We start from the raw sequence: 26,652 nt of genomic DNA on the forward strand, positions 1-26,652 counted from the left end.
TTTAAAATTTGTCTTGAAAACACCATGAATTGGCCTAAAAAATTGTAGTTTTAAAAATATTTGATTAAATTTTTAAGCTATTATTTTAAAATCAACTACTGACAAATTCATTTTAAAAAACCAAGATGAAGGTAATCCACAACGACCAACAGGCCTTTTATGATGAAATGTATCATGAAAATCATTCACTTAGAGACCATTACAAAAGTTTTGGGGAACTCATTAAAACCAGTTCCGCAAAAAAACTGAGTCACCTTCAGTATTCCGCAGACAAGGCCCAGATGGCCATGGGCATGACATTCAATGTCTATCATGACAAAGCCGGTCAGGAGAAGATTCTGCACCTGGACATCATCCCAAGGATTATTCCAGGCAATGAATGGCTGATTCTGGAAAATGGGCTTAAACAAAGGATTGAGGCTTTGAATTTATTCCTTCATGATATTTACAATGATCAAAAAATTTTTAAAGACAATATAATTCCAAAGGAATTAATCCTGGGAAGTAAAGATTTCCTGAAGCCCTGTATAGGACTCACCCCTCCTAAGGGAATATGGTGCCACATCACCGGTACAGACCTGGTAAGAGATAAAGATGGTGATTTTTATGTACTCGAGGATAACCTCAGGTGCCCATCAGGTGTGTCTTACATGCTGGAAAGCAGAGAGATTATCAAGCGGGCTTTTCCGGAGCTGTTTAATAAGCTTGGGGTGAGACCAGTCTCGGATTACAGTACCAAACTGCTGGACATGTTGCAATACCTCTCCGATAAGCCAAAACCGGTCATCGGTGTATTGACACCTGGAGTATACAATTCGGCTTATTTTGAACATTCTTATCTGGCACAACAGATGGGTGCCGAATTGGTTTCGGGCCAGGATCTCCTTGTGGTGGACAAAAAAGTATACATGCAAACCACAAAAGGTCTTGAACAAATAGATGTATTGTACCGAAGAATTGATGATACCTTCCTGGATCCATTGGCTTTTAATCCGGATTCTATGCTTGGGGTACCTGGCCTTTTTGATGCCTATAAGGCTGGCAATATCGCCCTGGCCAATGCCCCGGGCACAGGCGTGGCAGATGACAAAGCTGTTTATGCCTATGTGCCCAGGATTATCAAATACTACCTGAATCAGGAACCCATTTTAAAAAACGTTCCCACCTATCTCTGTAGGGAGGAAAAAGACAGGAAGTATGTTTTGGACAATATTGCCGACCTGGTGGTCAAAGAAACCAATGCGGCAGGAGGCTATGGCATGCTCATTGGTCCCAAGTCAGATGCAACAGAACATGAAAAATTCAGGAAACTGATCAAAGCCAACCCAAAAAACTATATTGCCCAACCCACACTTTCCCTATCCACCGTACCTTCCATTATTGACAACAAGGCTATCGAAGGTAGGCATGTGGATTTAAGGCCCTACATACTTTATGGCAAAGATATAGAAGTGATTCCAGGAGCACTTACCAGGGTAGCACTCAAAAAGGGCTCCCTTGTGGTCAACAGCTCTCAGGGTGGTGGCAGCAAAGATACCTGGGTATTGTATTAACCAAGAACAACCGATATGTTAAGTAGAGTAGCGAATTCGATTTATTGGCTGGGCAGGTACCTGGAAAGGGCCGAAAATTATGCCCGGTTTATTGATGTCAATTTTAACCTGATGCTGGATCTTCCCGGTGACCTGAAAGAACAATGGGAACCACTCGTCATGGCCACAGGAGACAAAGACCTTTTCCAGGCCACAAACAAATCCTACGACATGCAGGAGGTCATCTATTTCCTCGCTTTTAGTGAGGAAAATCCCAATTCCCTGATCAGTTCTATTTCGAAAGCCAGGGAAAATGCGCGGATGGTTCGGGAAAACCTCAGCAAGGAAACCTGGGAAAAGCTGAATGAAACCTATCATTTTGTAAAAAAGGCCTCAGAAAACAAAACCTGGAAAAAGGAAGACCCGAGAAGTTTCTTTGAAAGTGTAAAATCCCAGATCCTGCTGTTGTATGGACTTGCAGACAGCACGGTGGCCAGAACAGAGGGATGGTATTTCAGACAGCTTGGCCAGTACCTGGAAAGGGCTGACAAAACTTCCAGAATACTTGATGTTAAATACCACATCCTGCTCCCCTCTCCAAAGGAAGTAGGCTCACCGCTTGACTTCCTTCATTGGATGGCCTTGTTAAAATCGGTTACGGCATTCAACACCTACAGGAGACTTTACGGTAACATCGACCCATCCGGGGTGGTGGAGTTCCTCGTACTGAACAAATACTTTCCAAGATCTGTGTTCTTTTGCCTTAAAGAAGCTGAACAGAGTCTTTTTAAAATATCAGGGTCAAATGGTGACGGTTATTCCAATAAAGCGGAAAAATCAATTGGTGAATTACGGTCCAAACTGGAGTTTGATGATGTCAATGACATCATTGCCACTGGGCTTCATGAATACCTGGAGCATCTTCAGGTTAAAATCAATCATATATCGAATCAGATAAACGACAATTATTTCCAAATAAAAGATAACTTTGTAAGCCAAACCATGGAGCAAGGATGACATTTTGTATTGGAATAAAAACGAAGAACGGGATCGTTGGTTTATCGGACACCAGAATAACCTCAGGAAATGAGACGACCACCTCAAAAAAATTATATACAGTAAACAGAAAAAAGCACGCTTTCTTTATCATGACTTCAGGACTTCGTTCAGTAAGGGACAAGGCCATCACCTATTTTGGCGAACTGATTGAAAAAGAAGATGCCTCTTATGATAAATTGTACAAAGCTGTCAATGGATTTGCCGATCAGGTGAAGCGGGTGGCGGAAGAGGACATGAATTCCCTGGAAAAATCGGGCTTTTCTTTTAATCTCTTCTCCATCATTGGTGGTCAACTGGAAGAAGACAAGGAACCCAAACTTTACCTCCTATATCCGCAGGGCAATTGGATAGAAATCAGGCAGGGAACACCCTTTGTCATTATTGGCAATACGGGCTTTGGGAATCCTGTGCTCAGAAGATCATTGAAATATGATGCCCCGCTTTATTTTGCACTTAAAAGTGCTTTCCTTGCTTTCGATGCCACCAGGATCAGTTCCAATGATGTAGATTACCCCGTGGACACTGTGGTCATGGAGAACGATAGCTATAATATTATTGAAAACAGATTCGAGCAACATGAATTAAACCATTTGTCTGAATTCTGGAACGATTCCTTAAAAGAAACCATTAACAACTTGCCGGCTGACATCCTGAAAAAAGCCTTTTCTCATGTAGAATTAGAAGAAAGTGAATAGGTGCCACAGCACTTGAGACCAATTGATGCGAGGTTTCCTTTTTAAAATTAAACGACAAACCATGCGTCTGAAAATCCAACACGAAACCATTTATGATTACCACAAGTCTGTAGGACTAAACCCCCACAGCATCTTTCTCAAACCCTTGACCAGAAACTATCTGGAAATAAGCAATTACCGCTTACAGGTACAACCTGAACCTGAAGGATTGATTGAAAGATATGACATAGAAGGCAACCCCTATTTTCAGGCCTGGTTTACGGGAGAAACCACCATGCTTGCCATAAAGGTATCTTTTGAGACAGTGCATATACCATTCAATCCTTTTCTGTTTTTGGTGGATCAATGGTTCATCAATAAACTCGATTTGTCTGCAAACACCCCCTTTCAATACCTGCAGGAGGACCTGCCTATACTTCAGGCCTACCTGGGTCACAGCGACAATGCACTGCTCAGAAAGTACGGTATGGATAAATTGACTACCAGGGATCCCATACAATTTTTGACACAGTTAAATGCCGCCATTCATGCCGACTGGCGCCACATCATCAGAGAAGAGGAAAATCTCTGGCCAGCCACCAAAACCTTTGCTGCGGGAAGAGGCTCCTGCAGGGATCTGTCCTGGATGTTGATAGAAATCCTCAGACATTTGGGCCTGGCGGCAAGATTTGTAAGTGGCTATGCCTTTAATCCCGAACTGGATGAAGGCCACGAACTGCATGCATGGGTGGAAACTTTCCTTCCAGGTGCTGGCTGGGTAGGACTGGATCCGAGTCTGGGACTAATGACCGATGAACACTACATTCCTCTGGCCTGTAGTTTTCTTCCTCAAAAAACTTTGCCTGTACATGGCACTTATGGTGGCGAAAATCTGCAAGCAGCCACCTTATCGGCCACAGTCAAGATTGAGGCCTTCTAAGCAAACACTGGGCGTTTTTAAAATACCCTGGTTTTTTTCCCTGGAAATCAAACCTTTTCTATTGGTTTGCGATTAATCAGAGTAACATAAAAACAATGCGTAAAGTGGGGGGCTCCATATTCATTATTATTCTAATGGCTGTACTGTTTTTCCTGAACTGGTATGTATACCAGGCTGTGAAAACGGTATTGCCACACAGTATTCTGGCCACAGGTAAAATGATCTATTGGTTAGTTGCCAGTGGCGTCAGCCTTTGGATAGGTTTTACTTTTTTCACCATCATGCAGGAGGGTAAAATCTCCACCATGTCCCAAAAATCCCTAAACCTTTTTCTTACCATTTCCGTGACGCAGTTTACCGTTATTCTCTTTCTTTTTGGAGAAGACATATACCGTTCACTGAGTTCTTTGTTCGGTTATATGACATCCTCCGAACCTGGCAGCAGTGCAGTCCTCCCCTCCCGGAGGAAGTTTGTGAGTCAATTGGCTTTTTCTATAGCAGCCATTCCTTTCACAGGATTTGTCTATGGCATATTCAAAGGAAAATATGATTTTAGAACGATCCGGAAAACAGTCTTCTTTAAAGATCTACCGGAGGCATTCGATGGATTCACCATCACCCAATTGTCAGATATTCATGCCGGTAGTTTTACTGATTTTGATGCTGTAAAAAGAGGGGCTGACCTGGCCGCAGCTCAAAACTCAGATCTGTTTGTGTTCACAGGAGATCTGGTAAACCACAAAGCAGATGAAATTGATCCTATGATTGCATCTTTTGCCCAGATAAAGGCCCCTTTTGGGCAATTTTCCATTTTGGGCAATCATGATTATGGTGATTACACTTCCTGGCCAAGCCCTAAAGCCAAACAAGAAAACTTTGATAGGCTTAAAGAAAAACACAAAAAGCTGGGCTATGACCTGCTGTTGGATGAAAGCAGAATTATCGAAAAGCAAGGGCAAAGAATCAGGTTGTTGGGTGTAGAAAACTGGGGTGTTGGCTTTCATGCCAAAGGAGATCTGGAAAAATCCCTTGAAAATGTAGACAAGGATGAATTCAAAATTTTACTTTCACATGACCCTTCCCATTGGGACGAGCAGGTTAAAAATCATTCCAAAAACATCCATTTGACTTTAAGTGGTCATACCCACGGGATGCAGTTTGGTATAGAAACCCCTGTTATCCGCTGGTCTCCTGCCCAATACCGGTATCCTAACTGGGCTGGACTGGCCGAAGAGGCAGGCAAGTTCCTTTATGTCAACAGGGGCTTTGGCTTCCACGCCTTCTCCGGAAGAGTAGGTATCTGGCCGGAAATTACCGTCATTGAACTAAGAAAGGGTTAAAGACCAATTATTGATTGGGTGTCTTGTCGACATTTACCTTGTTAACCTCATTCAAAATATTCGAAAGAGCTGTAATATGACTCAATCATCTCAGACAAGCACTTTTTTCTTTACCCAGCCTCTAGCCAAAAACCAATAAGCTAAGGGAACAAAATACAACGCAGTAAAGGTACCAATGGTCAATCCTCCAATGACGGAAAACACCAGTGGCCGCTGCAAATCTGCACCCAACCCTGCACTAAAAACCACAGGAAGTAAGGCCAGAATGGTAGTTACTGAGGTCATCACTATGGGTTTCAACCTGATCTCTCCTGCCATATAAAGGGCTTTTTCCAGAGCTATATCAAGTCCTTCATTGTCTTCGGAATACCTGCTTCTCAACCTGTTGATGGTGTCGATTTTCAATATGGCATCGTTGACCATGATCCCCAGCATGACCACCAGTCCTATGGCAGACATCACATTCAGGGAAGTACCTGTGAGCCAAAGCACCAAAAAAGCCCCACCAATCCCCAGGGGAAGGGTAAGCATTACAATCAGTGGCTGCAGGAAATCTTCAAACTGGGCGGCAAGAATAAAATATAGCAATAGAATAGCTACCAGCAAAATACCCATCAATTGCCTGATGGTTTCTCTGTCCTGAAAGAACTGACCCGTAAAATCGATGGAAAGATTTTTGCCCAGGGCCCATTTTCTTACCTGTGTTTCGTATTGGTTCGGATTTGGACTATCCAGTGTCAGGGACTGATAGATTCCCGCTTTGTCTGCTGTCACAAACTTGTAATTTTCATCATAGGAAAACCGGATAAACTGATCCAGGGCATAAGGAACATCATCCTCTCCATAAAGAAAATTATTTTTTAACAAGGTCTGAAAATTAACCTGATCATTGAGCAGTAATATGGGTGTAATCTCTCCAAATCGCTTGATATCCGTAATCAGGTAATTGCCAAACAATTGTTCGATCTTATCAATCAATTGTTGCACCTCAATACCATATAGCGTGAGTTTTTCCAGATTGGTTTGAAAAATCACTGAAGACCCTTTTTGCAAACCGGGGCCTTTAGACCACGAATCAACGGGAAAATCCTCCAGCCAGGGATCCATGATACTGGCTGTAACCGGCTTGTTTGCTCCCAGGTCTTTCCACCTGACTTCATAGTAAGGCCTGTCAGAATTAAATAATTGATCAAAGGCATTGGGTGCATCCCGGAGATCTATACTGGCTAGGGGAAAATTATTCTGTAGCTGCCGGACCAGGTTCGCACTGACCTGTTCCTTCTGTTCCCTGCTGGTAAACAACAGGTAAAGATCGGCCTGCTGTATGGCATTTTCTCCCTCAAATAGTAGAAACTGCCTCAGTCCTACATCGCTTTCCGCCAATTGGTATTCTCCCTCCATTTGCGTCATTAACTGCTGTATCCTATCCCTGTTTTGACTGGCACTGATGGGTTCATTCCAATCTAAAGCCAACATGACATCAAACTTTTCTATCGGGGGCAAACCTTCCACTTTGAGTAACCATCCGATGGACAATAATAGCGGAATTAGCAGCAATAAAATGAGCAGGGACCAGCCTCTCTGAGCAAATAACCCTTTGTAAACCACTTTATATCTCTTTAAAAGCCACAAAAATAAGCGACTGTCCTGTTTTGCCGCCTGCAGTGGTTTGTTTTTAAAGAACAAATGGTAAAGAAGCGGTAACAAAATAAAGGCCACCATGAGCGATACGGATAAAATAGCGGCCACAGATACTGCCTGGTCATAAAACAAGGCTCCTGCAATACCGCTTAAGAAAACCAAAGGAACAAATACAGCCAATGTAGTCAAAACGGAACTGATCAGGGCAGACATGACTTCGTTGACACCCGTAACACAGGATTCAAACAGGGAGCTCCCTTCTTTATTTTTTCTGCTGATATTATCAAGTACGATGATGGCATTGTCAATCAACATCCCCAGGCCCAGGGCCAGCCCACTCAGTGAAATCACATTGATGGAAATATCAAAAAAGTAAAAAACAGAAAAACTAATGATCAGAGAGGCAGGAAGACTTATCCCAATAATAATGGGAGTCCTATAGTTTCCCATAAATACAAACAAAATCCCAAAGGCGAACAAGCCTCCAAAAAGCAGGCTGGTCTGCAAGTTATTGATTCCGGCATTGAGTAGGGTGGATTGATCCTGAGTCAAGTCAAATTCAACCTGGGGGTAGTCTTTTTCAAACAAGCTTACTGCCTCATACACCAGCGGCATGATCTCATTCATTTTTGCAGCCGCCTGCTTGTGAACCGTCACCACCAGGCCTTCCTTTCCCTGGTAAAGATGGAAACCAGTTGGTTTTGCCAGATCATAATTTACATCCGCCACCTTTTCCAGATTTACAGTGTAACCGGAGGGGCTGCGAACAGGTAGGTTTTTCACATCTTCAGGAGTCTCTATCCTGGTCGCCAGACGCAGGTAATACCGAAACTGTCCGTCCTCCACACTGATTCCGGGCAACTCACTGTTACCCGCCTCTATGGCTCTAATAAGGTCTGCCTCCTGCATTCCCAGCCCTGCCAATACCGGCTTGTTTGGCGTGACAACAATTACTCTTTCCTGTCGGCCATTGATATCCACCAGGGCTACCCCATCCAACTGCTCAAGCCTTTTTTTGATTACATTCTCCGTAAGTAAGGAGACTTCAGCAAAATCCACCCCATCGGAAGGGACCACCTGCAAGCGGACGATTGGAATGTCATTGGTATTGATCCGAACTACCTGGGGTCTGGGCATGTCTTCCGGCAGACTATTGGTAAGGCGGTCTATTTTCTCATTAACTGCGATATAGGCCAGTTCCATTTGCGTCTGGTAGTCAAAGGTCAACCGAACATCACCTACTTCAGAACCTGCTTTGCTCTCCATCTCCTGCAATCCACTCAGTGTTACCATGCCTTCCCTGATGGGACGCAGCACATTTTGTTCTATGGATTCCGGTGAAGTATTGGGATAATTCACCTTGATGACGATCTGAGGCACATCAATTGGTGGCAAAAGAGAAACAGGCAGGGAACGAAACAAGATGATGCTGAAAATAAGCAGTGCCAAAAAGGTCATACCAACCGCGATGGGTCTGGCAAGTAAAAATCGAACCATATCTTATTCCGTTAAAACCTGTACGGGAGCCTGGTGGGCCAGCTGCACATTGTTGCTGATGATTACTTGCTGGCTGGCTACCAATCCATCGAGGATTTCCATCTCCCGGCCATTGTCCTTTCCTACCTCTACATAATTCCAGATGGCTTCATTATTATCTATGGTGAATACCACCGGTCTGCCAGAACGGTATACCACCGCCTCCTTCGGAACCACCAGACTGTTATTCTGCGGTGCGCGGATCACGGATCTTGCATTCATGCCCGGAAGCAGGCTTCCTGATTTGTTAAGGGTAAGTGTGACCTGCACCAATCCATTTTCATCCACTTTTGGGTTGATACTTGTAACAGTCCCCATGATGCCTTCTCCCGTTCCTGAAACCGGGTATACTTCAGCTTTATGCCCTTTGTTCACAAAACCGATATCTGATTCCAGGATTTTTACTTTCATTTCCAGGACATCGGTGCTGAGAACAAGACAAACCTCATCGCCCGTATTGACCAAACTTCCCTTTTTCAGTTGCAAATCTGCAATGGCCCCACTGATAGGAGCTTTTATTTCTGTTTTCTCAAGATTACGTTGGGCTTCTCTTACCGCGATCTCGGCAGATAAAAGACCGCTTGATGCCTTCCAGAATTCATCCCTTTCGGCATTCACAAGAGAATCCAACAGGGAAGTTTCTACATCTGCTGCTATCCTCCTGCTTTGGTATTCTGCTGTAGCCGACCTCAAATCCACCTGCGCCTTTTCCCAGTCCATCTGACTATCCGTCTTGTCCAGACGGGCAATCAACTGCCCTTTCTCCACCCTTTGCCCTTCCTCTACTACCACATCCAGGAGATAGCCGGGCCTTTCCACGATAACCATCACCTCATTGGCCGCTTCAATTTTGCCCGTGGCATTGATCAGGTAGTCAAAGGATTTACTTTCTGAATGCCCCACCCTTACAGTAGTGGCCTTAACCTCATCCCGGAAGGTTTCCATAGGAACTTCCTGGCTTTCTGCTTCAGGTTCGCTGCAAGAAATCAATTGCCCCATTAAAATTGGGATTGCAAAAATTAAAGTGATTTTTTTCATTTCAGGGAAAGGTTTGGACCATTGGTTTTTTTCTGCACAAGGATTTAAGAGTTAAATAACTAAATTATTAAATTATCTGCAAGTGATTGCCCTTAAATTTTGTTAAATAAAAAAATTCAAACAAGAATCAATCTTTCTAACCCTTCATCCACAGCCCGCAGTTTACCCTGGAGCAAAGTCCAAAATTCTTTATCGGGGTCTGCCTTGATTTACAGCATGTTGAAAATAAGCTATCATGTCCATTGGACAGATAATCCACTGATCTGTCATTTGCTTAAACGCCTTAAATTGTCACAAAGAACTGCTGTAGCAATCGCCACATTCAGTGATTCGGCAGCTCCAAATCCGGGAATGGTCAGCTTTTGGGAGACCAGGTTTTTCAAGTCCTCCCGAATGCCATGGGATTCATTTCCCATTAACAATATACCCTCCGGAACTCCCTCAAAATCATGAATGGAGATTCCTTCCAGAAAAGCACCATAAACGGGCACTGAGCAATCCCGGAGTTTTGAATTCAGATCCACATATTCAAAGGCCAGCCTGCTGAATGAACCCATGCTGGCATGCAGTACTTTGGGATTGTAGACATCCGCCGTCTCGGGAGAAAGCAAGATTTTCTTGATCCCGTACCAGTCTGCAATCCGTATTATGGTACCCAGGTTGCCCGGATCCCTGATATCATCCAAAGCGAGGACCAATTCTCCGGGCCGGATTTCCAGGCTTGTGTTGGGCTTGATGCTGGCTACTGCAAGGGCTTGCTCATTACTTGAAAAAATCCCCAGACTTTTCAATTCTTTCGGACTGCTTTTAATTTTTTCACCTTTAAACCTGTCTATCAAGCCCTGCTGATCAGAAAGGTACTTTTCGGTAAAAAGTAAATGAGTAATGGTGAAATCTGAAAGCAGCAATTCCGTTACATTCTTGGCTCCCTCCACAAAAAAAGCCTTTTCTTGTTTACGGAATTTTTTCTGTTGCAAGGATTTAATAAACTTAACCGTATTTTTGCTTAGCATTAGCCATGAGTGTTGAAGTGAAGAATATCAAATATATAAACTTTCTTTTTTTGATCCTGTCGTTGTGGGGCTGTTCGTTGACCAGAGGGCTAAAACAAGACGAGCTTCTGCTGTATAACATCAATACCGAAGGAATTGAAAAGAGCGATGCGGAAGCACTCAAGAACCTTATCCAACAAAAGCCCAATACGAGAATTCCTGTTTTTAATCTATCACCAGGGGTATTGGTTTACGATATGGGTACCGCTTTTTATGATAGCACCAAACTTGCCTCCAGGTTAGAGCAGAAACAACAGGAAGCCCGTGAACTTTCAACCTTGATAAATGAAGGCAATTCTTCGGGAAAAATTGAAAAACGGTACAGAAAACTGGAAGGCAGTATCAATAACCTGGAGCGAAAATTGGAATACGGGAACTGGTTTATGCGGACTGGCAATGCCAAAGTCATTCTGGACAGTACAAAGCTGGCTTCCTCCAGACAACAAATGACCGTCTACCTGCAAAATAATGGTTTTTTCGATGCAAAAGTACATACAGAAATTGACACTTCGGGTAAAAAGGCGGAAGTCAGTTACTTAATTGAAGAGAATGCCGGTTACAGGATCGATAGCATCTTTACCAAATCTGATGATTCTCAAATTTATAAATTACTCGAAAAACACCAACAGTTCAGTCTGGTAAAGGAGGGTGATATGTACACGCAGGCTGACCTAACCAATGAAAGGCAAAGGATTGAAGACCTGTTAAAAGACAATGGGTATTATACCTTTTCCAAATCATTTATCGAGTACAATGTTTTTAAAGACACGCTGGAGAAACAGGTAGTCATAGAACAATTGATCCGAAAAACAAGCCAGGGAAGAAACCATCGCATTTACACCATTGATTCCATTGTCTTTACCATTGCCAGTCCAAACGACATCATTCCCGACGAGAAAATTAGCTCTGAATTTGACAATGTGCAGTTCATCATGTACCAGGACCGATATGCCGAAAAAATTATCCGCTCCCGCATATTCCAGAAAAAAGGTGATGTCTACAGTAAAAATGCGGTCATAGAAACACAGCGGCAATTGGCCAATCTGGATGTTTTCAGGTTTGTAAACATCTCCTTTGATACTTTGGATAATCGCATCCGCACGAAAATATTTACCCGGCCCAACCAAAAATTCCAAATCACCAATCAGCTTGGTGCCAGCGTCACTGAACAGCTCCCCGGACCCTTTTTCAGCCATTCCCTGCGAAACAGAAACCTTTTTCGTGGGTTGGAAATTTTCGAATTTAATTTCAGGGCAGGCCTTGAAGGGGTGGCCTCCGCCACAACCGAAGGAGGGGTGTACAGAAGCCGGGAACTTTCCACTTCTGCTTCCATCATTTTCCCGCAATTTTTGGTCCCTTTTAATTTTGGAACGCTTGAAAAATTTGGCCGTTACAACCCCAGAACCAGGACCTTACTGGGGTACAGCTATGTCAACCGTCCGGAATATGTGAGAGATGCCCTGAATACCATTTTGGCCTATACCTGGGCCACCAGAAACCTGAGACACCAATTTTCAGTCAACTTACTGGATGCCAATCTTATCCGTTCCAACCTGGATTCCTTGTTTCAATCCAGACTGGAAGAACTTCAGGCGCAGGGCAACAACCTGATCAACTCTTTCCTTCCATCGTATGTCAGCAGTATTTCAGGTCAGGTCATCATCAATTTCAATCAGTACGGACTTTACAGAAAAAACCAGGCTTCCCTATGGCGCTTGTTTGTGGAAAGTGGCGGCACTACCTTTAATTTCCTAGACCCCGAAAGGCTGGCTGACAGAAACCTGAATTATTTCCAGTTTTTAAAATTCCAATCGGACTTCAGACGATATATTCCCCTGACCAATAACAGTACCTTTGCCTACAGGCTCAACCTGGGTCTGGCCAAGCCCTATGGTATCAGTGGAGGGGTATTACCCTACGAAAAGTATTTTTTTGCGGGGGGAAGCACCTCTATCCGTGCCTGGCAACCACGAAGATTGGGACCAGGGAGTTTTACCCCGGAAATCCGGGAGGATGGTACTTTTGACTACAGGTTTGAACAGCCCGGAGAAATTCTTTTTGAAGCCATGTTTGAATTCAGAAGGAAATTATTTGGGTATTTTGACGGCGCATTCTTTATTGATGCGGGAAATACATGGACATTTGCAGTAGATCCCTCCCGGGAAGGAACCGATTTTAAATTTAACAGATTCTATAAAGAGTTGGCCGTTGGAACGGGTTTAGGGCTCCGCATGGATTTTGACTTCCTTGTACTGCGCCTGGACATGGGAATCAAGGCTTATGACCCGGCCAGACCAGAAAAGGAGCGATTTATTTTGGACAAAATTTCTTTCAAACAGCCTTTTGGGGAAAAAGGCCAGCAAGTATTCAATATTGGGATAGGCTATCCCTTCTAAATTTTATTGTCAGCGATAAGTAATGGAAAAAATCAGTAAGGAAGCTATTTCGGAAAAATTCAAAAACATACAAAGCCATATTTGCCGTGAGCTGGAAATGGAAGATGGGCAGGGGGAATTTATAGCTGATAATTGGCAACGCTCCCAGGGTGGTGGTGGCACAACCCGTGTGATGAAAAACGGCAAAATCATTGCCAAAGGTGGTGTTGCTTTCAGCGCCGTCCATGGTCCAACTCCGGATAAAATACTGAAAAAACTTAAACTCGACAAATCAGATTTTTTCGCTACCGGAGTATCCATTGTCATTCACCCCATCAGCCCTCTGGTACCCATCATTCACATGAATATTCGCTATTTTGAAATGAGTAATGGTACTTATTGGTTTGGAGGCGGAATAGATCTTAGCCCCCATTATATAAATATGGCAGATGCACAGTATTTTCACCGGCAGTTAAAAACCCTTTGTGACAGATATCATCCTGATTTTTATCCGAAATTCAAGAAATGGGCAGATGACTACTTTTATCTTCCCCACCGGGAAGAAACCAGAGGAGTCGGAGGCATTTTTTTTGACAGGCTGACAGCTGGTGATGACATGCCATTCCCAAAATTGCTTTCATTTGTGGAAGAAGTCGGTTACCTGTTTCCGAAAATTTACCGTTCTTTAATGAAGCAGCATTCAGGTAAGCCCTATGGAGAAAAAGAGCTTCAATGGCAAGCCTTGAGAAGGGGCAGGTATGTGGAATTTAACCTGGTCTGGGATGCAGGTACCAAATTTGGTTTGGACACCAATGGCCGCACCGAAAGCATCCTTATGAGCATGCCTCCACTGGCAAAATGGGAATACAACCAAATCCCTGAACCGGGTTCAGCGGAAGCCTCTACCCTGGACCTATTAAAGAAAGACATGGACTGGATTAATGCTGCGGGATGATTGAATATATAAAAAATTGGGATGAAGCTTTGTTTCTTTTTCTAAACCAGCTGCATGCACCCTGGCTGGATCCTGTCATGTTGACGCTTACCGGGAGATTCATCTGGGTCCCTCTGTATTTATTTTTATTGTTTCTGATTATCAAAACCTACAAAAAAGACAGTGTTTGGTACATCATTGGACTCCTGCTCGTGGTTATACTGGCAGACCAAGTGACTTCCAGCATCATGAAGCCCTTTTTTGAAAGACTCCGGCCCTGTCATGATCCCAGGTGGGACGGTATTATTAACAACTATTCCGGTTGTGGTGGAAGGTATGGTTTTGCTTCCTCCCATGCAGCGAATACTTTTGCCCTGGCTGCCTATCTTTGGAAGGTAGGTAAAGACCATATCAAAGCATTCCGCTGGTTGTTTTTATGGGCTGCCATCATTTCCTACACCAGGGTATACCTGGGGGTTCACTACCCTTTGGACATAGTCACGGGGGCATTGATTGGGATGATTTTAGCCTGGTTGGTTTGGTGGTTGACCGGCAAGGCACAAGAAGCCTGGAAACGATATTTTGGTGCAGGGGCTATTGGTACCCTTTGAGAACTCTCTGGATGTACTTGCCAATGATGTCAAATTCCAGGTTTACCGTATCTCCAGGTCTTAGCAGGTGAAAATTGGTGTGCTCATAGGTATAAGGGATGATGGCGACACTAAAACTACCTTCTTTGGAATTGAAACAGGTAAGGCTGGTACCATTGACACATATGGATCCCTTTTCTACCGTAATATTCCCAGCTTGACTATCGTAGGTAAAATCAAATATCCAACTTCCTTCCTTATTGCTTACCGCTGCTAAAGTGCCCGTTTGGTCAACATGCCCCTGAACGATATGCCCGTCAAATCTCCCATTGGCGGGCATGCACCTTTCCAGGTTAACAACATGCCCCTTTTCCAAATTTCCTAAATTCGTTTTTTGCAGGGTCTCCTCGATTGCAGTAACCCGATAAATATCCTTATCCACAGCCACCACGGTAAGGCAAACTCCATTGTGACTTACTGATTGGTCTATTTTCAATTCTCCTGCCAGAGGACTTTCGATATCAAAATGCACGTTGGTCCCATCAGGTTTTTTCTGTTTGATTTTACCTATGGACTCTACAATTCCTGTAAACATATGCTTATTCTTTTATGAGAAACAAAAGAGAAACCCCAAAAGAGATATTCTTGTTTCCATAACAAAGTAAGCCATTTTTAGCATTAACTTAGCCATTCAATCGGTATAAGATAAGATCAAAAACCATGTTGAGACTGGAAGACAGCTATTTACACAAAGGGCAAAGAAGAAACCTCACGCAAACACTACGCAAAAAAGGGATTAAGGATGAAGCGGTATTAGAAGCGATCAACAACTTCCCCCGTCATTTTTTCTTTGACTCTGCTCTGCTCAGCCATGCCTATGAAGACAAGGCCTTTCCAATTGGTGAAGGACAAACCATTTCCCAGCCTTACACCGTAGCCTTCCAAACCATGCTGTTAAATGTAAAACCAGGAGACAAAATTCTGGAAATAGGAACTGGCTCAGGATATCAGGCAGGCATTTTGTACTGTATGGGAGCAAAAGTGCACACCATTGAGTTTAATGAAGTATTGTACGACAGAACCCGAAAATTTTTACCGAAGATAGGTGTAAAAGTTAAGCATTATTGTGGGGATGGAAGCAAGGGTTTGCCTGAACAGGCTCCTTTTGATAAAATTATTGTGACGGCCGGAGCACCTACGGTACCTAAAACTTTATTAAAGCAATTGGCCATCGGTGGGGTGATGGTCATCCCTGTTGGGGACAGGAATACCCAGCAAATGTTGCGCTTAACCAAGCAAACGGATAAAAAAATCCTGAAAGAAAATTTCGACAACTTTGCATTCGTACCCCTTCTGGGAGAAGAGGGTTGGCAATAAAACAGTGGTTTTATGGAAATGAAAAAGAAATATGTGGAGGAATCAAAGGTGATCATGACCGAAATGGTCCTGCCCAATGATACCAATACCCTGAATAATTTAATGGGCGGGAAATTGATGCATTGGATGGATGTGGTAGCTGCCATAGCTGCCCAGCGCCATTCCAATTCAATAGTAGTAACAGCATCGGTAGATAACATATCATTTAAAAACCCCATTGCCCTGGGAAATGTAGTCACCCTGAAATCTCAGGTTACCAGGGCTTTTGCCACATCGATGGAAGTGTATATAGAAGTATTTGCGGAAGATATTCCAGCCAACAAAAAGTATGCTTCCCATAAAGCTTTTTTTACTTTCGTAGCCGTTGACAAACAGGGAAAGCCGATACAAGTCCCGGAGTTGGTCCCTGAAGGCGAAATCCAGGAGGAATTGTATGCCGGAGCATTAAGGCGCCGGCAATTGCGGCTGATTCTGGCCAATCGCATGGACCCCCAGGATGCAACGGAATTAAAATCCCTTTTTGACCTGGATGGGGTCAGCAAGAAGCAATAATTTTTTGTAATTTATAGCTTTCTAACCCAATTGAAATGAATAGTAAAGAATTATCGCTTTTCCTTTCTGAAGACATTTTTGTTATCAAGGATGAAATCAATGAAAAAATGGCAGCTGACCGAATGGCAGCCCGTATGGATTTGGAATCCGAAACTTCAGCTGTGCTGGAAGAACCGGAAAACGAACAAATAGGAAGTAAGGAACAAGACCCTGAGCCCCTTGAGTATGAGGGTGAGTTCCAAAAATCTATTCTGGTAATTTACCAGGGGGATGTGCTCAGGGAAAGTTCGAGAGCGTTTTTATTTAAGGTATTTAGGGCGGTAAACCTTTCCCTCAGAGATATTGCCCTGGTATCGGAAAAATCATTGAAGGATTGCAATGAAGACCCTTTGTCACAACTTGATCCCAATAAAATGATTCTTTTTGGGACCTTGCATCATCCCCTGATGGGAATGAAAAAAGACAACTACCATATTTCGCAGGAACCGTTTGAATATTTCTTTGCCGATGAGTTGGAGGAATTGGAAAAGAATGAGGGACTAAAAAGAAAACTGTGGAACACCCTACAGGTTTTTTTCAACATTAAAAAACAATAACATGACAAATGAAGAAAGATTGGCCATATTGAAGCGTTTCAGGATCATCAGCCTCACCGAAGGTGTTTCCATGTTGATTCTGGTATTTATCGCCATGCCATTGAAATGGATATTTGAATTACCAGCCATGGTCACTTATGTGGGCTGGATCCATGGGATATTGTTTATCCTATACATCCTGGTATTATTTCCTACTTCCCGAAAATTGCGTTGGACTTTCCGGAATGCATTGTTTGCCCTGATCGCATCAGTGCTGCCATTTGGTCCATTTTTATTTGACAGAAAGCTTAGAAAGCAGGAAGCCCTCATAGAAGACCGAAATTAACTTCAAGGCATGGCAGTCATCAGTAAAAAGAAGATTGTATACCCCATCAGTGAAAACCTGAGGAAATACCTGATCAAATACGGCCGCGAGGTGGATATCCCCATCCATTACAAGGAGTTATTGAGGTACGGTAATTCCATAGCTTTGTATGACTTTAAGGGAAACGACACTTTATGGGAAACGGTGTTTTACGATGAGTCTGACAGAAATGAAATCCACTTAAAGGTCAAAAAAATCTATGCCCTTTTGAAGGCGGATGGAGACATGAGTGTCATGCAACACCTTTATGTGGATAGAATAGACCTTTGTACCTATGGCAATACGCAGCCTTTCAGGGTGAGAATTGTAAACCGCATCAATGATAATTTTGACTATTTTTACATCAAAAACGCAGATGCTTCACGGGTATATGGTTTGGAGCTTGAACACCTGCTCTCTCCCAATAGGATCGGTTACCTGGTCTACAGAGATTCCCTGATTGAGGAACATATTGCCGGCATTCCCGGTGAGCAATTCATGAAACAACAGATCCATGACCCTTTACTGAACCCCATCCGATTGTCAAAGGAATTTGTCAAATTCAATGAAAGGTGTTTTGTGCGACTTCTTGGCGACATGCATTCCTCCAATTTTGTCATAGATGTTACACCGGATTTTGAGGAAACGCATTACAGGATAAGGTCGATTGATTTTGACCAGCAATCCTATGAAGGAAAAAAATCCATTTACTTACCCCAATACTTTAAACAAAATAATGCATTGATACAACTGGGAATCCGGCACATCACCCCTGAATCCATGGCACAGTACCAGAAAGAAGAAAGGGCCTTAATTGCTACCCGCCTGAAAAGTTCTCCAAAAGAAATAGCGGATATTTTAAACAGCATGGAAAAGGATACCATCTCCACCGAAGCCAATACCAACCTGCTCAAACAGGAGTTGGCAAGACATTATAACAATCCGGATTTCTTGAAATGTCGCAATATGGGTGAAATACTGAGAATGAGCCTGAACCAGGTCTTGCATCGGTAATTTTTATTGTCCTTTTTCCGATTAATATTCTGTCTAGTGGGGTAACACCCCTGAAAAACCAAATGAAAATCATGTTTCCTAATGGGAGTAGCATGGAAAAAATCCATAGTTTGGCATAATATGTGTTTCTTTTCTAATGGAATTTCTTTTAAGAACCTATTAAAATAATAGACCATTATGAGCATTACAGCAGAAAAAAGAGTTTTTAAGAAACTTGGATATAATAAAGATGAATCAGAAAAAATTGTTGGCTCTTTAAACAAGTTATTGGCCAACTACCATGTACATTACCAGAAATTGAGGAATTTTCATTGGAATGTGACGGGAAGTGATTTTTTCGATTTACACGAGAAATTCGAAGAATTGTACGATGAGTCTTTTGCCAATATTGATTTGATTGCGGAAAGAATCAGGGTATTCGGAATGACTCCCTATAGTTTGATGAAAGAATACTTGCAGCACGCAGACATTGAAGAAGTAGGTACGGATTTAAGCTCTAAAGAGATGGTTGAGGAAGTCCTGAGAGATTTTCAGATCTTGGTAGACAATATGAACGAATGTGCTGTAAAGGTAGCTGATTTAGGTGATACGGCTACTGAGGACATGTTGATTGCTTTTATCAAAAGTCTGGAATTACATCACTGGATGCTGAGTTCATTTATCAAACCAGAATAAAAAAAAGCCCGGTTGGGCTTTTTTTTTATTCTTAAATTCCAAATCTACTAATAATACCTTACTTCACAATCGGGTAGATCTTCTTTGAATTTTTCTATATTTCTATTGCTAATACGGGTATTGTAGCAAACAAGATTTTCAAGGTTAATCATGTGGCTGATTGGTTTCAGGTTTCTTACGTTTGTGCTTGCAATATCCAGAAAACGCAAATCATAGAGCATTTCCAATCCTTTGAGATTGCTGATATTTGTACCTGACAAATTCAACTGTCTTATTCTACCCAGACTATTCAAAGGATTTAGGTCCTCCACAGAAGTATTGGAAACATCCAACACTTCCAAATAAGTAAGGGGCTCCAGAACTGTGAGGTCCGTAAATGGAGTTTCTACAATTTGCAAAGACTCCAGCCTTTCCAATCTAGCAAGGGCCGAAGGATCCTGCAGAGGTACGCTTTTTATACTCAGGTCCTTCAGGTTAAAAAAGGTCAGTAAAGGTTCAAGATCGTAAATATTTGCACCATCAATGGCAATTTTGTCACTGGCAGTAATCCTGTGCAGGGTCTCCTTGTCGGGTTCATCAGACAAGTCGAAATAAGAACGAAGCAAATTATTCCATTCATTTTCCAAACCATCCCACCAGGAATTCAATGCAGCTGTCCTGAAAATAATATTGGTTTCGGGAAGAATCCTGGCAAGTTCATATACTTCCCAATCAGGCACCTCAGTACTGTCCAGATAAACCAGGCTTAAAGATTGCAATGATTTCAATGGCTCAACAGAACTGATTTTGGTATGCATAAAAGAGATCTTTTTGAGCCCCTTTAATTCCTGCAAAGCCCTTAGGTTATTTACTCCGGATTTATCCCCATGTATATCTGTCAAATTCTTTAATTCAGCGAGTGGGGAAAGGTCCTCCACCATGGTGTTCTTAAAAGAAATGAATACGGCATTTTTGAACTTTAAGGCTGGTCTAAGGTTCACAACCTTGCTATCATCCAGTGTCAATGTATCGATATTGACCAATTCAGAAAGTTCTTCAATGGTGGGCTGTCCCTGACCCAATCGGGGAAATTTTTGGATAAAGACCTGGTTCCACCCATCTGGTAGAGTTTCCCACCATGTCTGCAGGTTCTCCACATTGTGAATGAGTAAAATTCTGCGGTTGACTCTGGAAAATGATTCGGCAGCATTTTCTGAAATACTGGTACGGTCTGCATAAATCCTGGTTACGGATTTTGACCCACTTAAAGGATCCAGTTGACTTACCTCTGTGCCGTTGATATTAATCCGCCATAGATTTGTCAAGGCAGCCAAAGGGGAAAGGTCCAGGATGTTGGTGGCCTCAAGGTTTATTTCCTCGAGACTTTTGAGTTCAGCTAAAAACCCGAAGTTGATCAGGTAATTTCCTTTGAGGTTGAGTAATTTCAGGTTAACGAGATGCTTGATGTTTTCAATATTATTAAAACCGCTCTCTTCCAGATCCAACTCCTCTAATTCAATAAAATTTGACAATACACCAAAACCCATTAATGCCGTTTTAGAAGCTTTAAAAATCTTTAAAGCTTTCAAGCTGGAAAGCTCCTCGATATTGTTCACCTCAGTGCCGGAAATGTTCAAATACCTGAGTTTATCGGAATATTTAATAAACTGAATGTCTGTTGCAGCTGTATGAGAGATATCGAGGTAAGACAGAAAAGTAACATTGCTTACGGGTGCTAAATCTTCGATCTGGGTATGGCTAATATCCAAATATTTCAGGTCTCTGAATACCTGGATCGGCGAGAGATCAATTAACAGGCGATTTCCAGATAGATCTAGGGTATCCAATGCAGCAATTTTATACAACATGTCCAGACCCACTGAATCCTCCTCGATTTGGAATTGCTTCTTTAGCAGGGTTTCCCATTCCAGGGAAAGGGTAGACCACCATTCCAGCAATTCCTCATCCCTGCTCAACTTTGTGGTATAGATGCTTGCTATTTTAAGTTCATTTGAATCCCTGTCTAAATTGATCTCAATATAGCGGGACTTCGTGTTTTCAATCTTTTCATTTTCCAATCCCAAACCCGTCAAAGTCCGGTCAAGCCCTATTTCAAAAAACAATTCGTCATTGTCATTCAACTTTGGCTTTACCTCCTTTATCTTGAATTCAAAAGCCACATCTTTAAAAAAAAACTCTATATCCTTGAGGTAAGCAACGACGTTTTTATTGGTGATTACTTTTCTGTCGGTCAATAGATCATCTTCAATTTGAACATTTTCATCTCTGAAAATCTTTTTATAACTCTCCCTGATGATCACATCTTTGTCTCTGGCAGAGGTCTCACTACTTCCGACAGTATTGAGGAAATATTGCAAAAACCTGACCTGATCTTCGGCTTGCTGGCTAAAGTTTTTAATTTCTTGTTTGCTATATTCTCCCAGATCCTGGGCCAGGAGCAAGGATGTACCACTTAAAAAAATCAGTAGTAGTGAAATATTTATTTTAATTGCGGTCATAGATGTAATTCAATATGATTTCTTTATCCCCTTCCTCAAGCTTCAATAAATTGGCAATGAGCCATCCGGTATTGAATCCCGGTCGATTGAATTGAGTAAGTTCAAAATACCACTTATCGATTTGAAAAAAATGGAATTTAGTATCTTTAACGGTTTCGAATTTCATCCTGTTTTTCTTTATCTCATATAGAAAAATAGTAAGATAATCAGGTTTATATCCGTCCGGGGTGTAGGATTCCGGCTTTGGATTATCCAACATGGCCTTTTTGAGGTTCATAAAGCCCAATTCATGGCTAAGTGGGTGAAGGAATTTTTTATCGTCACCCTCAGGTTTGTCAAATGCCTCCGAAAATGGAGGGAAACTCACATTTTCAACTACCCATTCATAGCCAAGGCCCTGTGGCTGCAGCTTCAGGAACAAGGTTACATCCTGCCTTTTCCCATTGTAGTTAAATACCGTAGTGACTTCGGCAAACCACTCTCCACCATGGAAATTCAAATATTGGGGGTAAACATCGGAAACAACATGATTGATAAATTCCCTTTTAAGGTCATTGGAAACATCTGATGTTTCATTGTCAAAAAGAATATTAATGAAAGATTTTCTCAATGCCGTATCCCGGTAATTTTCATCACCCGGATTATATCTTATGTCTCCTTCTTTACTCTCTTCGGCATTGAATCTTCTGAAAAACTGGTTTACTTGTTTGGTGGCGGCAGCAAATCTGCCGTCATCTATAACCCGCCCGGAGCTATCAAAAGATTGCCCCGGTGCGGAAAATATAGATATAAATATGGTAATTAAAATAATGAATATTAATCTCATGCTGATGTTTCCGTCACTCTCACGTCTCCAAGAAGTACGTCCCAGAATTCAATTGTCCTTCCGGAAATCTGGGTCTGTTTCTTTTCGACGTAAATGGTAATGTCTTTCTTTGTTGTATCTCTATAGTTCAATCCGGCCTCCTGAGAAGTGCCTTCAAACCTCTGGTAAATGGTGATCACTCCAACATACCTGCCATCTGGTTGCCTTTCCAAATCACTGATATAATGGATATCATACCAGCTGATGTTTACCCGGTCATAATTCAAAGCCATCAGCCTTTCAAAATATCTTCTGATTTTGTAATAAGCTATTTCGTTGGTATTGATGGATGAGACGCCCATTTCAGCATCTGGAGCAAAAAGTTCTTCAGCACGGTCCATTACTCTGGTAGCCTCAGAAAACTGGGTCTCTTTACTACCTATGATGCTGATATATTTACTCAAATCCTTAACTTTTTCCAGGGCCAGGGAATCTATAGCCTGCTTTCTTTGAGGACTGATGTTTTCATCCTGAGCAAAAACCGAGATAGCGGTAGCCAGGAAAAAAACCAAAAGGGATGGAATATATTTTTTCATAATCGCTTAATTCTTTTTGTTTGTTTATTATCTTCTTCTTAATTCTAATTCGGTAACCTTCCCTGACCCATCCATTCTGATATCACTGATGAAATTCAGATTCTTCCGGGTATCTTTCAAATAATTGAGGTAGCGTTCTATCGTTGTGGGTTCGTCATAATCCTTGACGCCTGATTCTTCATGAATGACAATCAACACCGGCGTATTCTGATTGGAAAACATACCAAGGGCTTCTCTTATTGTATTGTTGGCACTCTGAATATTTGATGCATTGGCCACAGCGTCAAAATAATTTTCCAGTTTTCCAACAGCCACTTCCTCAGCAGAAGGCTGCTCTGGTTCTGGCTCTGGTGCTGGTGCTGGTTCTTCTACAGGTGCAGGTTCAGGCTCAGCCTCAACAACCTTTTTCTTGCTTTTACAGGCTCCCATGGCTAATAGCACAAATAGCATAACAGTCAATGACCGTGTCAGGGGAAATTTTAGGTGTCTTTTTTTCATAAGAATTGAATGGTTTTTAAGGTTAATGCAAAATCATAATGAATTTTAAGTGAGGTCTTTTCACCCTATTTTTCTTTAGATTTTACATTAAAGAATGAAAATATTAGTACTAACTTTTTTAAGGAATTAAATTTTTATTTGGCAAAGTTTTCAATGGGTGACAATTATATAGATTTGAACTATTGCTATTTCCGATGTTCTATTTCAGGAATTTTTACTACAAACATGATCAATTATAGTGAAAAATTCCTTCAATCGCACAATTGAAACAGCATTTTCTGAATTTGCTTTAATTTTATAGAATATTCATTTTTGATAGGTCCTGGCAAATTATTCCATGTAATATTTAATCGAATAATTCTTCCAATTTTCGTTCCAATGACTTACCTCTTAGGTCTTTCGCCAGAATATTTCCTTCAGGATCTATCATGTAAGTTGCTGGTATGGCATTGATCTGATAGGTGGCAGCAGCCTCTGAATTAAAATATTTAAGATCAGATACCTGAGTCCACTCCAATCCATCCTCTTCTATGGCTTTCACCCACATTTCCCTTGTCCGGTCCAAAGAAACCCCAAATACTTCAAAACCTTCATTCTTGTATTTGTTGTACAAACGTACCACATTGGGATTTTCGTCCCTACAAGGCTTACACCAACCGGCCCAAAAATCGACGAGAACATATTTTCCCCTCAAATCTGACAAATTAACCGTTTCTCCCTGGGGATTGGGTAAGGAGATTTCCGGGGCAGGTTGCCCTATGGACAAGGCCCGTAATTCTTCCAATTCCTGTTTCCAGGAATTGATCAGTTTCATGTCCGGGTACTTATTGCCCAACTCTACGACTACACTGTCAAGGTAGTTAAAATCAGTCCTGGGATTAAGCATACCCAGCCCCGCCAAAGCGGCAAAACTTCCCTCCATTTCTGCTATGGCTCCCTTTATCCGCTCTGCGTGGTCTAATTCCAATTCCATTGCCTTCTCCTGAATCGACTGGATTTTTTCCTGATTCTTCTCTGCCATGGCATCATAAAACTCAGTATTTAAGGCATTACCCTCCTCCTGATATTGAGCAGTAAGTTCATCGATCTTCTGCATCAGCTGACTATCCTTTGATCCGGAAATATCCAGTTCTTCAGATTGAAAATCATACTTAACCTGAACATCCTCATCATAAAGTGCCAAACGAACCGTCTTTTCCCCAAAAAGATCAAGCTCGTAAAAATTAGGAGTATCCAGGCTCAATTCATAAGAAAATCCCCCATCACTGTCCATATCAATCGTATCCAAAACTTCGATCCTGTCATTATTGTATTTAGAGATCAAGAGCTGTCCACCAGGGGCATTCTCAAGTTCTCCGGAAATGGATATTTTTCCATCGAATACCTGCTCCTCCTTTTCTCCACAGGAGAAAATCAATAGTGCAACCAATCCGATGGAAAGCACTGCTTGAATAGAATTCTTCATATTTATTGATTCAATAATTCAGATAAAATTTTACTAGCAACCTTGGGATCGGCCTTTCCTTTGGATTTTTTCATTACTTCACCCATAAACATACCCATAAGCCCCTTTTTCCCAGATTTGTATTCCTGAACCTTTGACTCATTTTCGGCCAGTACTGATTCAATAACGGGCCTTATGGTCCCTTCATCGCTTTCCTGAATCAAATTCAACTTCTGGGCAATTTCCAGAGGAGATTGTTCAGGATGCTTGAGCATCTGGGGGTATATCTTCTGTGATGCCACAGTATAACTTACCTTTCCAGCATCTATCAAGGCTATCAGGGAAGCCATTTGTTTTGGGCCAAGTGGAAAATCGTCAATGCCCAGAGTCAGTTCATTCAGGTATGATTTGATAGGCCCCATCAACCAATTGGATGCACTTTTATAGTTTTCTGTATGGTGGCACAATTCTTCAAACCACAAGGCTATTTCCTTTTGATCAGTCAGCACCCCGGCATCATACTCAGGCAAGCCATATTTTTTGACGAATTTAGCAAAAAGCTCCCTTGGCAAAATGGGCATTTCATCTTTTATGGAGGTCAACCACTCTTCGGAAATAACCACAGGACTTAAATCCGGTTCCGGAAAATACCTGTAGTCATTGAGGTCCTCCTTGGTACGCATACTGCCGGTATTGCCTGTAGTGGCATCAAAGGTTCTCGTCTCTGAAACGATCTCCTTCCCATTTTCCAAAAGCCGTACCTGCCTGTCATATTCATGTTCGATGGCTCTGGCTACATTTCGGAAAGAATTCATGTTTTTTACTTCTACTTTCTTTCCCAGAACTTCATCTCCCCGAAGTCTTACTGACACGTTGGCATCACATCTCAAAGACCCTTCTTCCATGTTTCCGTCACATATCCCCAGGTATTTGACAATTTTTTTGATCTCCGTCAACACATTGTATGCTTCTTCCGAAGACCGCATATCCGGTTCGGTGACAATTTCTATCAAGGGTACTCCTGCCCTATTAAAATCAACCAGGGTATCTACTTCTCCTGCCAGGTGAATAGATTTACCAGCATCCTCCTCCATGTGGATTCGGGTAAGAGCAATGTTTTTCTTTTCACCGCTGGACAACACAATAGGCACATGACCTCCTACACAAATAGGGTTTTTGTCCTGTGTCAGTTGGTAACCCTTGGGTAGATCAGGGTAAAAGTAGTTTTTTCTGGCAAATACGTTTCTCCTTGTTATGGAAGAATCACAGGCAAGGCCCATCTTAATGGCATATTCTACCGCCCTTTTATTTACTTTTGGCAAAGTACCCGGATGACCTAAAGTGATCACAGATATATTGGTGTTGGGCATATTGCCAAAAGTTGTGGAATCAGAAGTATACATTTTGCTTTTGGTGAGCAATTGTGCATGCACCTCCAACCCAATGACCAACTCGTATTTCATTTTGGTTTCTTCTTCCACCTGGGAAATAGACTTCTCTTCAATCATTTTTCAATCATTACATTAATCGTTCCAAAATTGGC

24 protein-coding genes are annotated in these 26,652 nt (G+C 42.1%); 14 read left to right on the top strand and 10 right to left on the bottom strand.

What is annotated here, in order from left to right; genetic code table 11:
- Positions 1–125 precede the first annotated feature (125 nt).
- The 5 genes from HUJ21_RS04515 to HUJ21_RS04535 all read left to right on the top strand — a co-directional run bounded on the left by HUJ21_RS04515 (position 126) and on the right by HUJ21_RS04535 (position 5,545).
- Positions 126–1,553, top strand: coding sequence for a circularly permuted type 2 ATP-grasp protein (locus tag HUJ21_RS04515; protein WP_291367722.1), 1,428 nt, complete (start codon positions 126–128; stop codon positions 1,551–1,553).
- Between the two features lie 15 nt (positions 1,554–1,568).
- Positions 1,569–2,549, top strand: a complete 981-nt coding sequence (locus HUJ21_RS04520; RefSeq protein ID WP_291367724.1) for an alpha-E domain-containing protein — start codon at positions 1,569–1,571, stop codon at positions 2,547–2,549.
- The gene (locus HUJ21_RS04525) at positions 2,546–3,286 is read left to right on the top strand and encodes a peptidase (protein ID WP_166142837.1); all 741 of its coding nucleotides are present in this window, start codon (positions 2,546–2,548) and stop codon (positions 3,284–3,286) included. Before HUJ21_RS04520 ends, HUJ21_RS04525 begins: the two co-directional genes overlap by 4 nt.
- Before the next feature lie 61 nt (positions 3,287–3,347).
- The gene (locus HUJ21_RS04530; protein WP_291367726.1) at positions 3,348–4,205 is read left to right on the top strand and encodes a transglutaminase family protein; all 858 of its coding nucleotides are present in this window, start codon (positions 3,348–3,350) and stop codon (positions 4,203–4,205) included.
- A 95-nt stretch (positions 4,206–4,300) separates the two neighbouring features.
- Positions 4,301–5,545 carry a metallophosphoesterase gene (locus tag HUJ21_RS04535; RefSeq protein ID WP_291367728.1) on the top strand — a complete coding sequence of 415 codons (1,245 nt, stop codon included), beginning with the start codon at positions 4,301–4,303 and terminating at the stop codon, positions 5,543–5,545.
- Positions 5,546–5,635: 90 nt separating this feature from the next.
- Here HUJ21_RS04535 and HUJ21_RS04540 read toward each other — a convergent pair whose 3' ends face one another.
- The 3 genes from HUJ21_RS04540 to HUJ21_RS04550 form a co-directional block, all read right to left on the bottom strand.
- Complete coding sequence (locus HUJ21_RS04540) at positions 5,636–8,683, bottom strand: efflux RND transporter permease subunit (protein ID WP_291367730.1); 3,048 nt, start codon at positions 8,681–8,683, stop codon at positions 5,636–5,638.
- Between the two features lie 3 nt (positions 8,684–8,686).
- Complete coding sequence (locus tag HUJ21_RS04545) at positions 8,687–9,760, bottom strand: efflux RND transporter periplasmic adaptor subunit (RefSeq protein WP_291367732.1); 1,074 nt, start codon at positions 9,758–9,760, stop codon at positions 8,687–8,689.
- Positions 9,761–10,026: 266 nt separating this feature from the next.
- Positions 10,027–10,773 (bottom strand): RNA methyltransferase, encoded by a 747-nt coding sequence (locus HUJ21_RS04550; RefSeq protein ID WP_291367734.1) that lies wholly within the window; start codon positions 10,771–10,773, stop codon positions 10,027–10,029.
- Positions 10,774–10,778: 5 nt separating this feature from the next.
- Here HUJ21_RS04550 and HUJ21_RS04555 point away from each other — a divergent pair, with 5 nt between their 5' ends.
- From HUJ21_RS04555 to HUJ21_RS04565, 3 genes are read left to right on the top strand one after another with little or no spacing between them, the layout of a single operon-like run.
- Entirely contained in the window at positions 10,779–13,208 is a 2,430-nt protein-coding gene (locus tag HUJ21_RS04555) for a BamA/TamA family outer membrane protein (RefSeq protein ID WP_291367736.1), read from the top strand.
- 22 nt (positions 13,209–13,230) lie between these two features.
- Positions 13,231–14,142, top strand: a complete 912-nt coding sequence (gene hemF, locus HUJ21_RS04560; protein WP_291367738.1) for an oxygen-dependent coproporphyrinogen oxidase — start codon at positions 13,231–13,233, stop codon at positions 14,140–14,142.
- On the top strand, positions 14,139–14,732 hold the full coding sequence (locus HUJ21_RS04565; protein ID WP_291367739.1) for a phosphatase PAP2 family protein: 594 nt from the start codon (positions 14,139–14,141) through the stop codon (positions 14,730–14,732). Before hemF ends, HUJ21_RS04565 begins: the two co-directional genes overlap by 4 nt.
- Here the strand turns inward: HUJ21_RS04565 and HUJ21_RS04570 are convergent.
- Positions 14,716–15,306: a riboflavin synthase gene (locus HUJ21_RS04570; RefSeq protein WP_291367741.1), complete on the bottom strand. Its 591-nt coding sequence runs from the start codon at positions 15,304–15,306 to the stop codon at positions 14,716–14,718. The genes HUJ21_RS04565 and HUJ21_RS04570 overlap by 17 nt on opposite strands.
- 125 nt (positions 15,307–15,431) lie before the next feature.
- Here HUJ21_RS04570 and HUJ21_RS04575 point away from each other — a divergent pair, with 125 nt between their 5' ends.
- The 6 genes from HUJ21_RS04575 to HUJ21_RS04600 all read left to right on the top strand — a co-directional run bounded on the left by HUJ21_RS04575 (position 15,432) and on the right by HUJ21_RS04600 (position 19,268).
- Positions 15,432–16,088, top strand: a complete 657-nt coding sequence (locus HUJ21_RS04575) for a protein-L-isoaspartate(D-aspartate) O-methyltransferase (protein WP_166142817.1) — start codon at positions 15,432–15,434, stop codon at positions 16,086–16,088.
- Between the two features lie 12 nt (positions 16,089–16,100).
- Entirely contained in the window at positions 16,101–16,640 is a 540-nt protein-coding gene (locus HUJ21_RS04580; protein ID WP_291367743.1) for an acyl-CoA thioesterase, read from the top strand.
- Positions 16,641–16,675: 35 nt separating this feature from the next.
- On the top strand, positions 16,676–17,236 hold the full coding sequence (locus HUJ21_RS04585) for a hypothetical protein (protein ID WP_291367745.1): 561 nt from the start codon (positions 16,676–16,678) through the stop codon (positions 17,234–17,236).
- Position 17,237: 1 nt separating this feature from the next.
- Positions 17,238–17,561: a DUF3817 domain-containing protein gene (locus HUJ21_RS04590; RefSeq protein WP_166142813.1), complete on the top strand. Its 324-nt coding sequence runs from the start codon at positions 17,238–17,240 to the stop codon at positions 17,559–17,561.
- A 9-nt stretch (positions 17,562–17,570) separates the two neighbouring features.
- Positions 17,571–18,593, top strand: a complete 1,023-nt coding sequence (locus HUJ21_RS04595; protein ID WP_291367748.1) for a hypothetical protein — start codon at positions 17,571–17,573, stop codon at positions 18,591–18,593.
- A gap of 177 nt (positions 18,594–18,770) precedes the next feature.
- On the top strand, positions 18,771–19,268 hold the full coding sequence (locus HUJ21_RS04600) for a DNA starvation/stationary phase protection protein (RefSeq protein ID WP_291367750.1): 498 nt from the start codon (positions 18,771–18,773) through the stop codon (positions 19,266–19,268).
- Positions 19,269–19,315: 47 nt separating this feature from the next.
- On the opposite strand, the gene HUJ21_RS04605 is transcribed toward HUJ21_RS04600, so the two are convergent.
- The 6 genes from HUJ21_RS04605 to gatB all read right to left on the bottom strand — a co-directional run bounded on the left by HUJ21_RS04605 (position 19,316) and on the right by gatB (position 26,617).
- The gene (locus HUJ21_RS04605; RefSeq protein ID WP_291367752.1) at positions 19,316–21,766 is read right to left on the bottom strand and encodes a leucine-rich repeat domain-containing protein; all 2,451 of its coding nucleotides are present in this window, start codon (positions 21,764–21,766) and stop codon (positions 19,316–19,318) included.
- Entirely contained in the window at positions 21,753–22,592 is an 840-nt protein-coding gene (locus tag HUJ21_RS04610; RefSeq protein WP_291367753.1) for a hypothetical protein, read from the bottom strand. The genes HUJ21_RS04605 and HUJ21_RS04610 overlap by 14 nt, the downstream gene beginning before the upstream one ends.
- Positions 22,589–23,167 (bottom strand): hypothetical protein, encoded by a 579-nt coding sequence (locus HUJ21_RS04615; protein WP_166142803.1) that lies wholly within the window; start codon positions 23,165–23,167, stop codon positions 22,589–22,591. Before HUJ21_RS04615 ends, HUJ21_RS04610 begins: the two co-directional genes overlap by 4 nt.
- A gap of 27 nt (positions 23,168–23,194) precedes the next feature.
- On the bottom strand, positions 23,195–23,665 hold the full coding sequence (locus HUJ21_RS04620) for a nucleoid-structuring protein H-NS (protein WP_166142801.1): 471 nt from the start codon (positions 23,663–23,665) through the stop codon (positions 23,195–23,197).
- Positions 23,666–24,011: 346 nt separating this feature from the next.
- Positions 24,012–25,130: a TlpA disulfide reductase family protein gene (locus HUJ21_RS04625; protein ID WP_291367756.1), complete on the bottom strand. Its 1,119-nt coding sequence runs from the start codon at positions 25,128–25,130 to the stop codon at positions 24,012–24,014.
- A 2-nt stretch (positions 25,131–25,132) separates the two neighbouring features.
- On the bottom strand, positions 25,133–26,617 hold the full coding sequence (gatB, locus tag HUJ21_RS04630; protein WP_291367758.1) for an Asp-tRNA(Asn)/Glu-tRNA(Gln) amidotransferase subunit GatB: 1,485 nt from the start codon (positions 26,615–26,617) through the stop codon (positions 25,133–25,135).
- Positions 26,618–26,652 lie beyond the last annotated feature (35 nt).

This window comes from Cyclobacterium sp. (assembly GCF_014762705.1).
In the GTDB taxonomy this organism is placed as follows: Bacteria; Bacteroidota; Bacteroidia; order Cytophagales; family Cyclobacteriaceae; genus Cyclobacterium.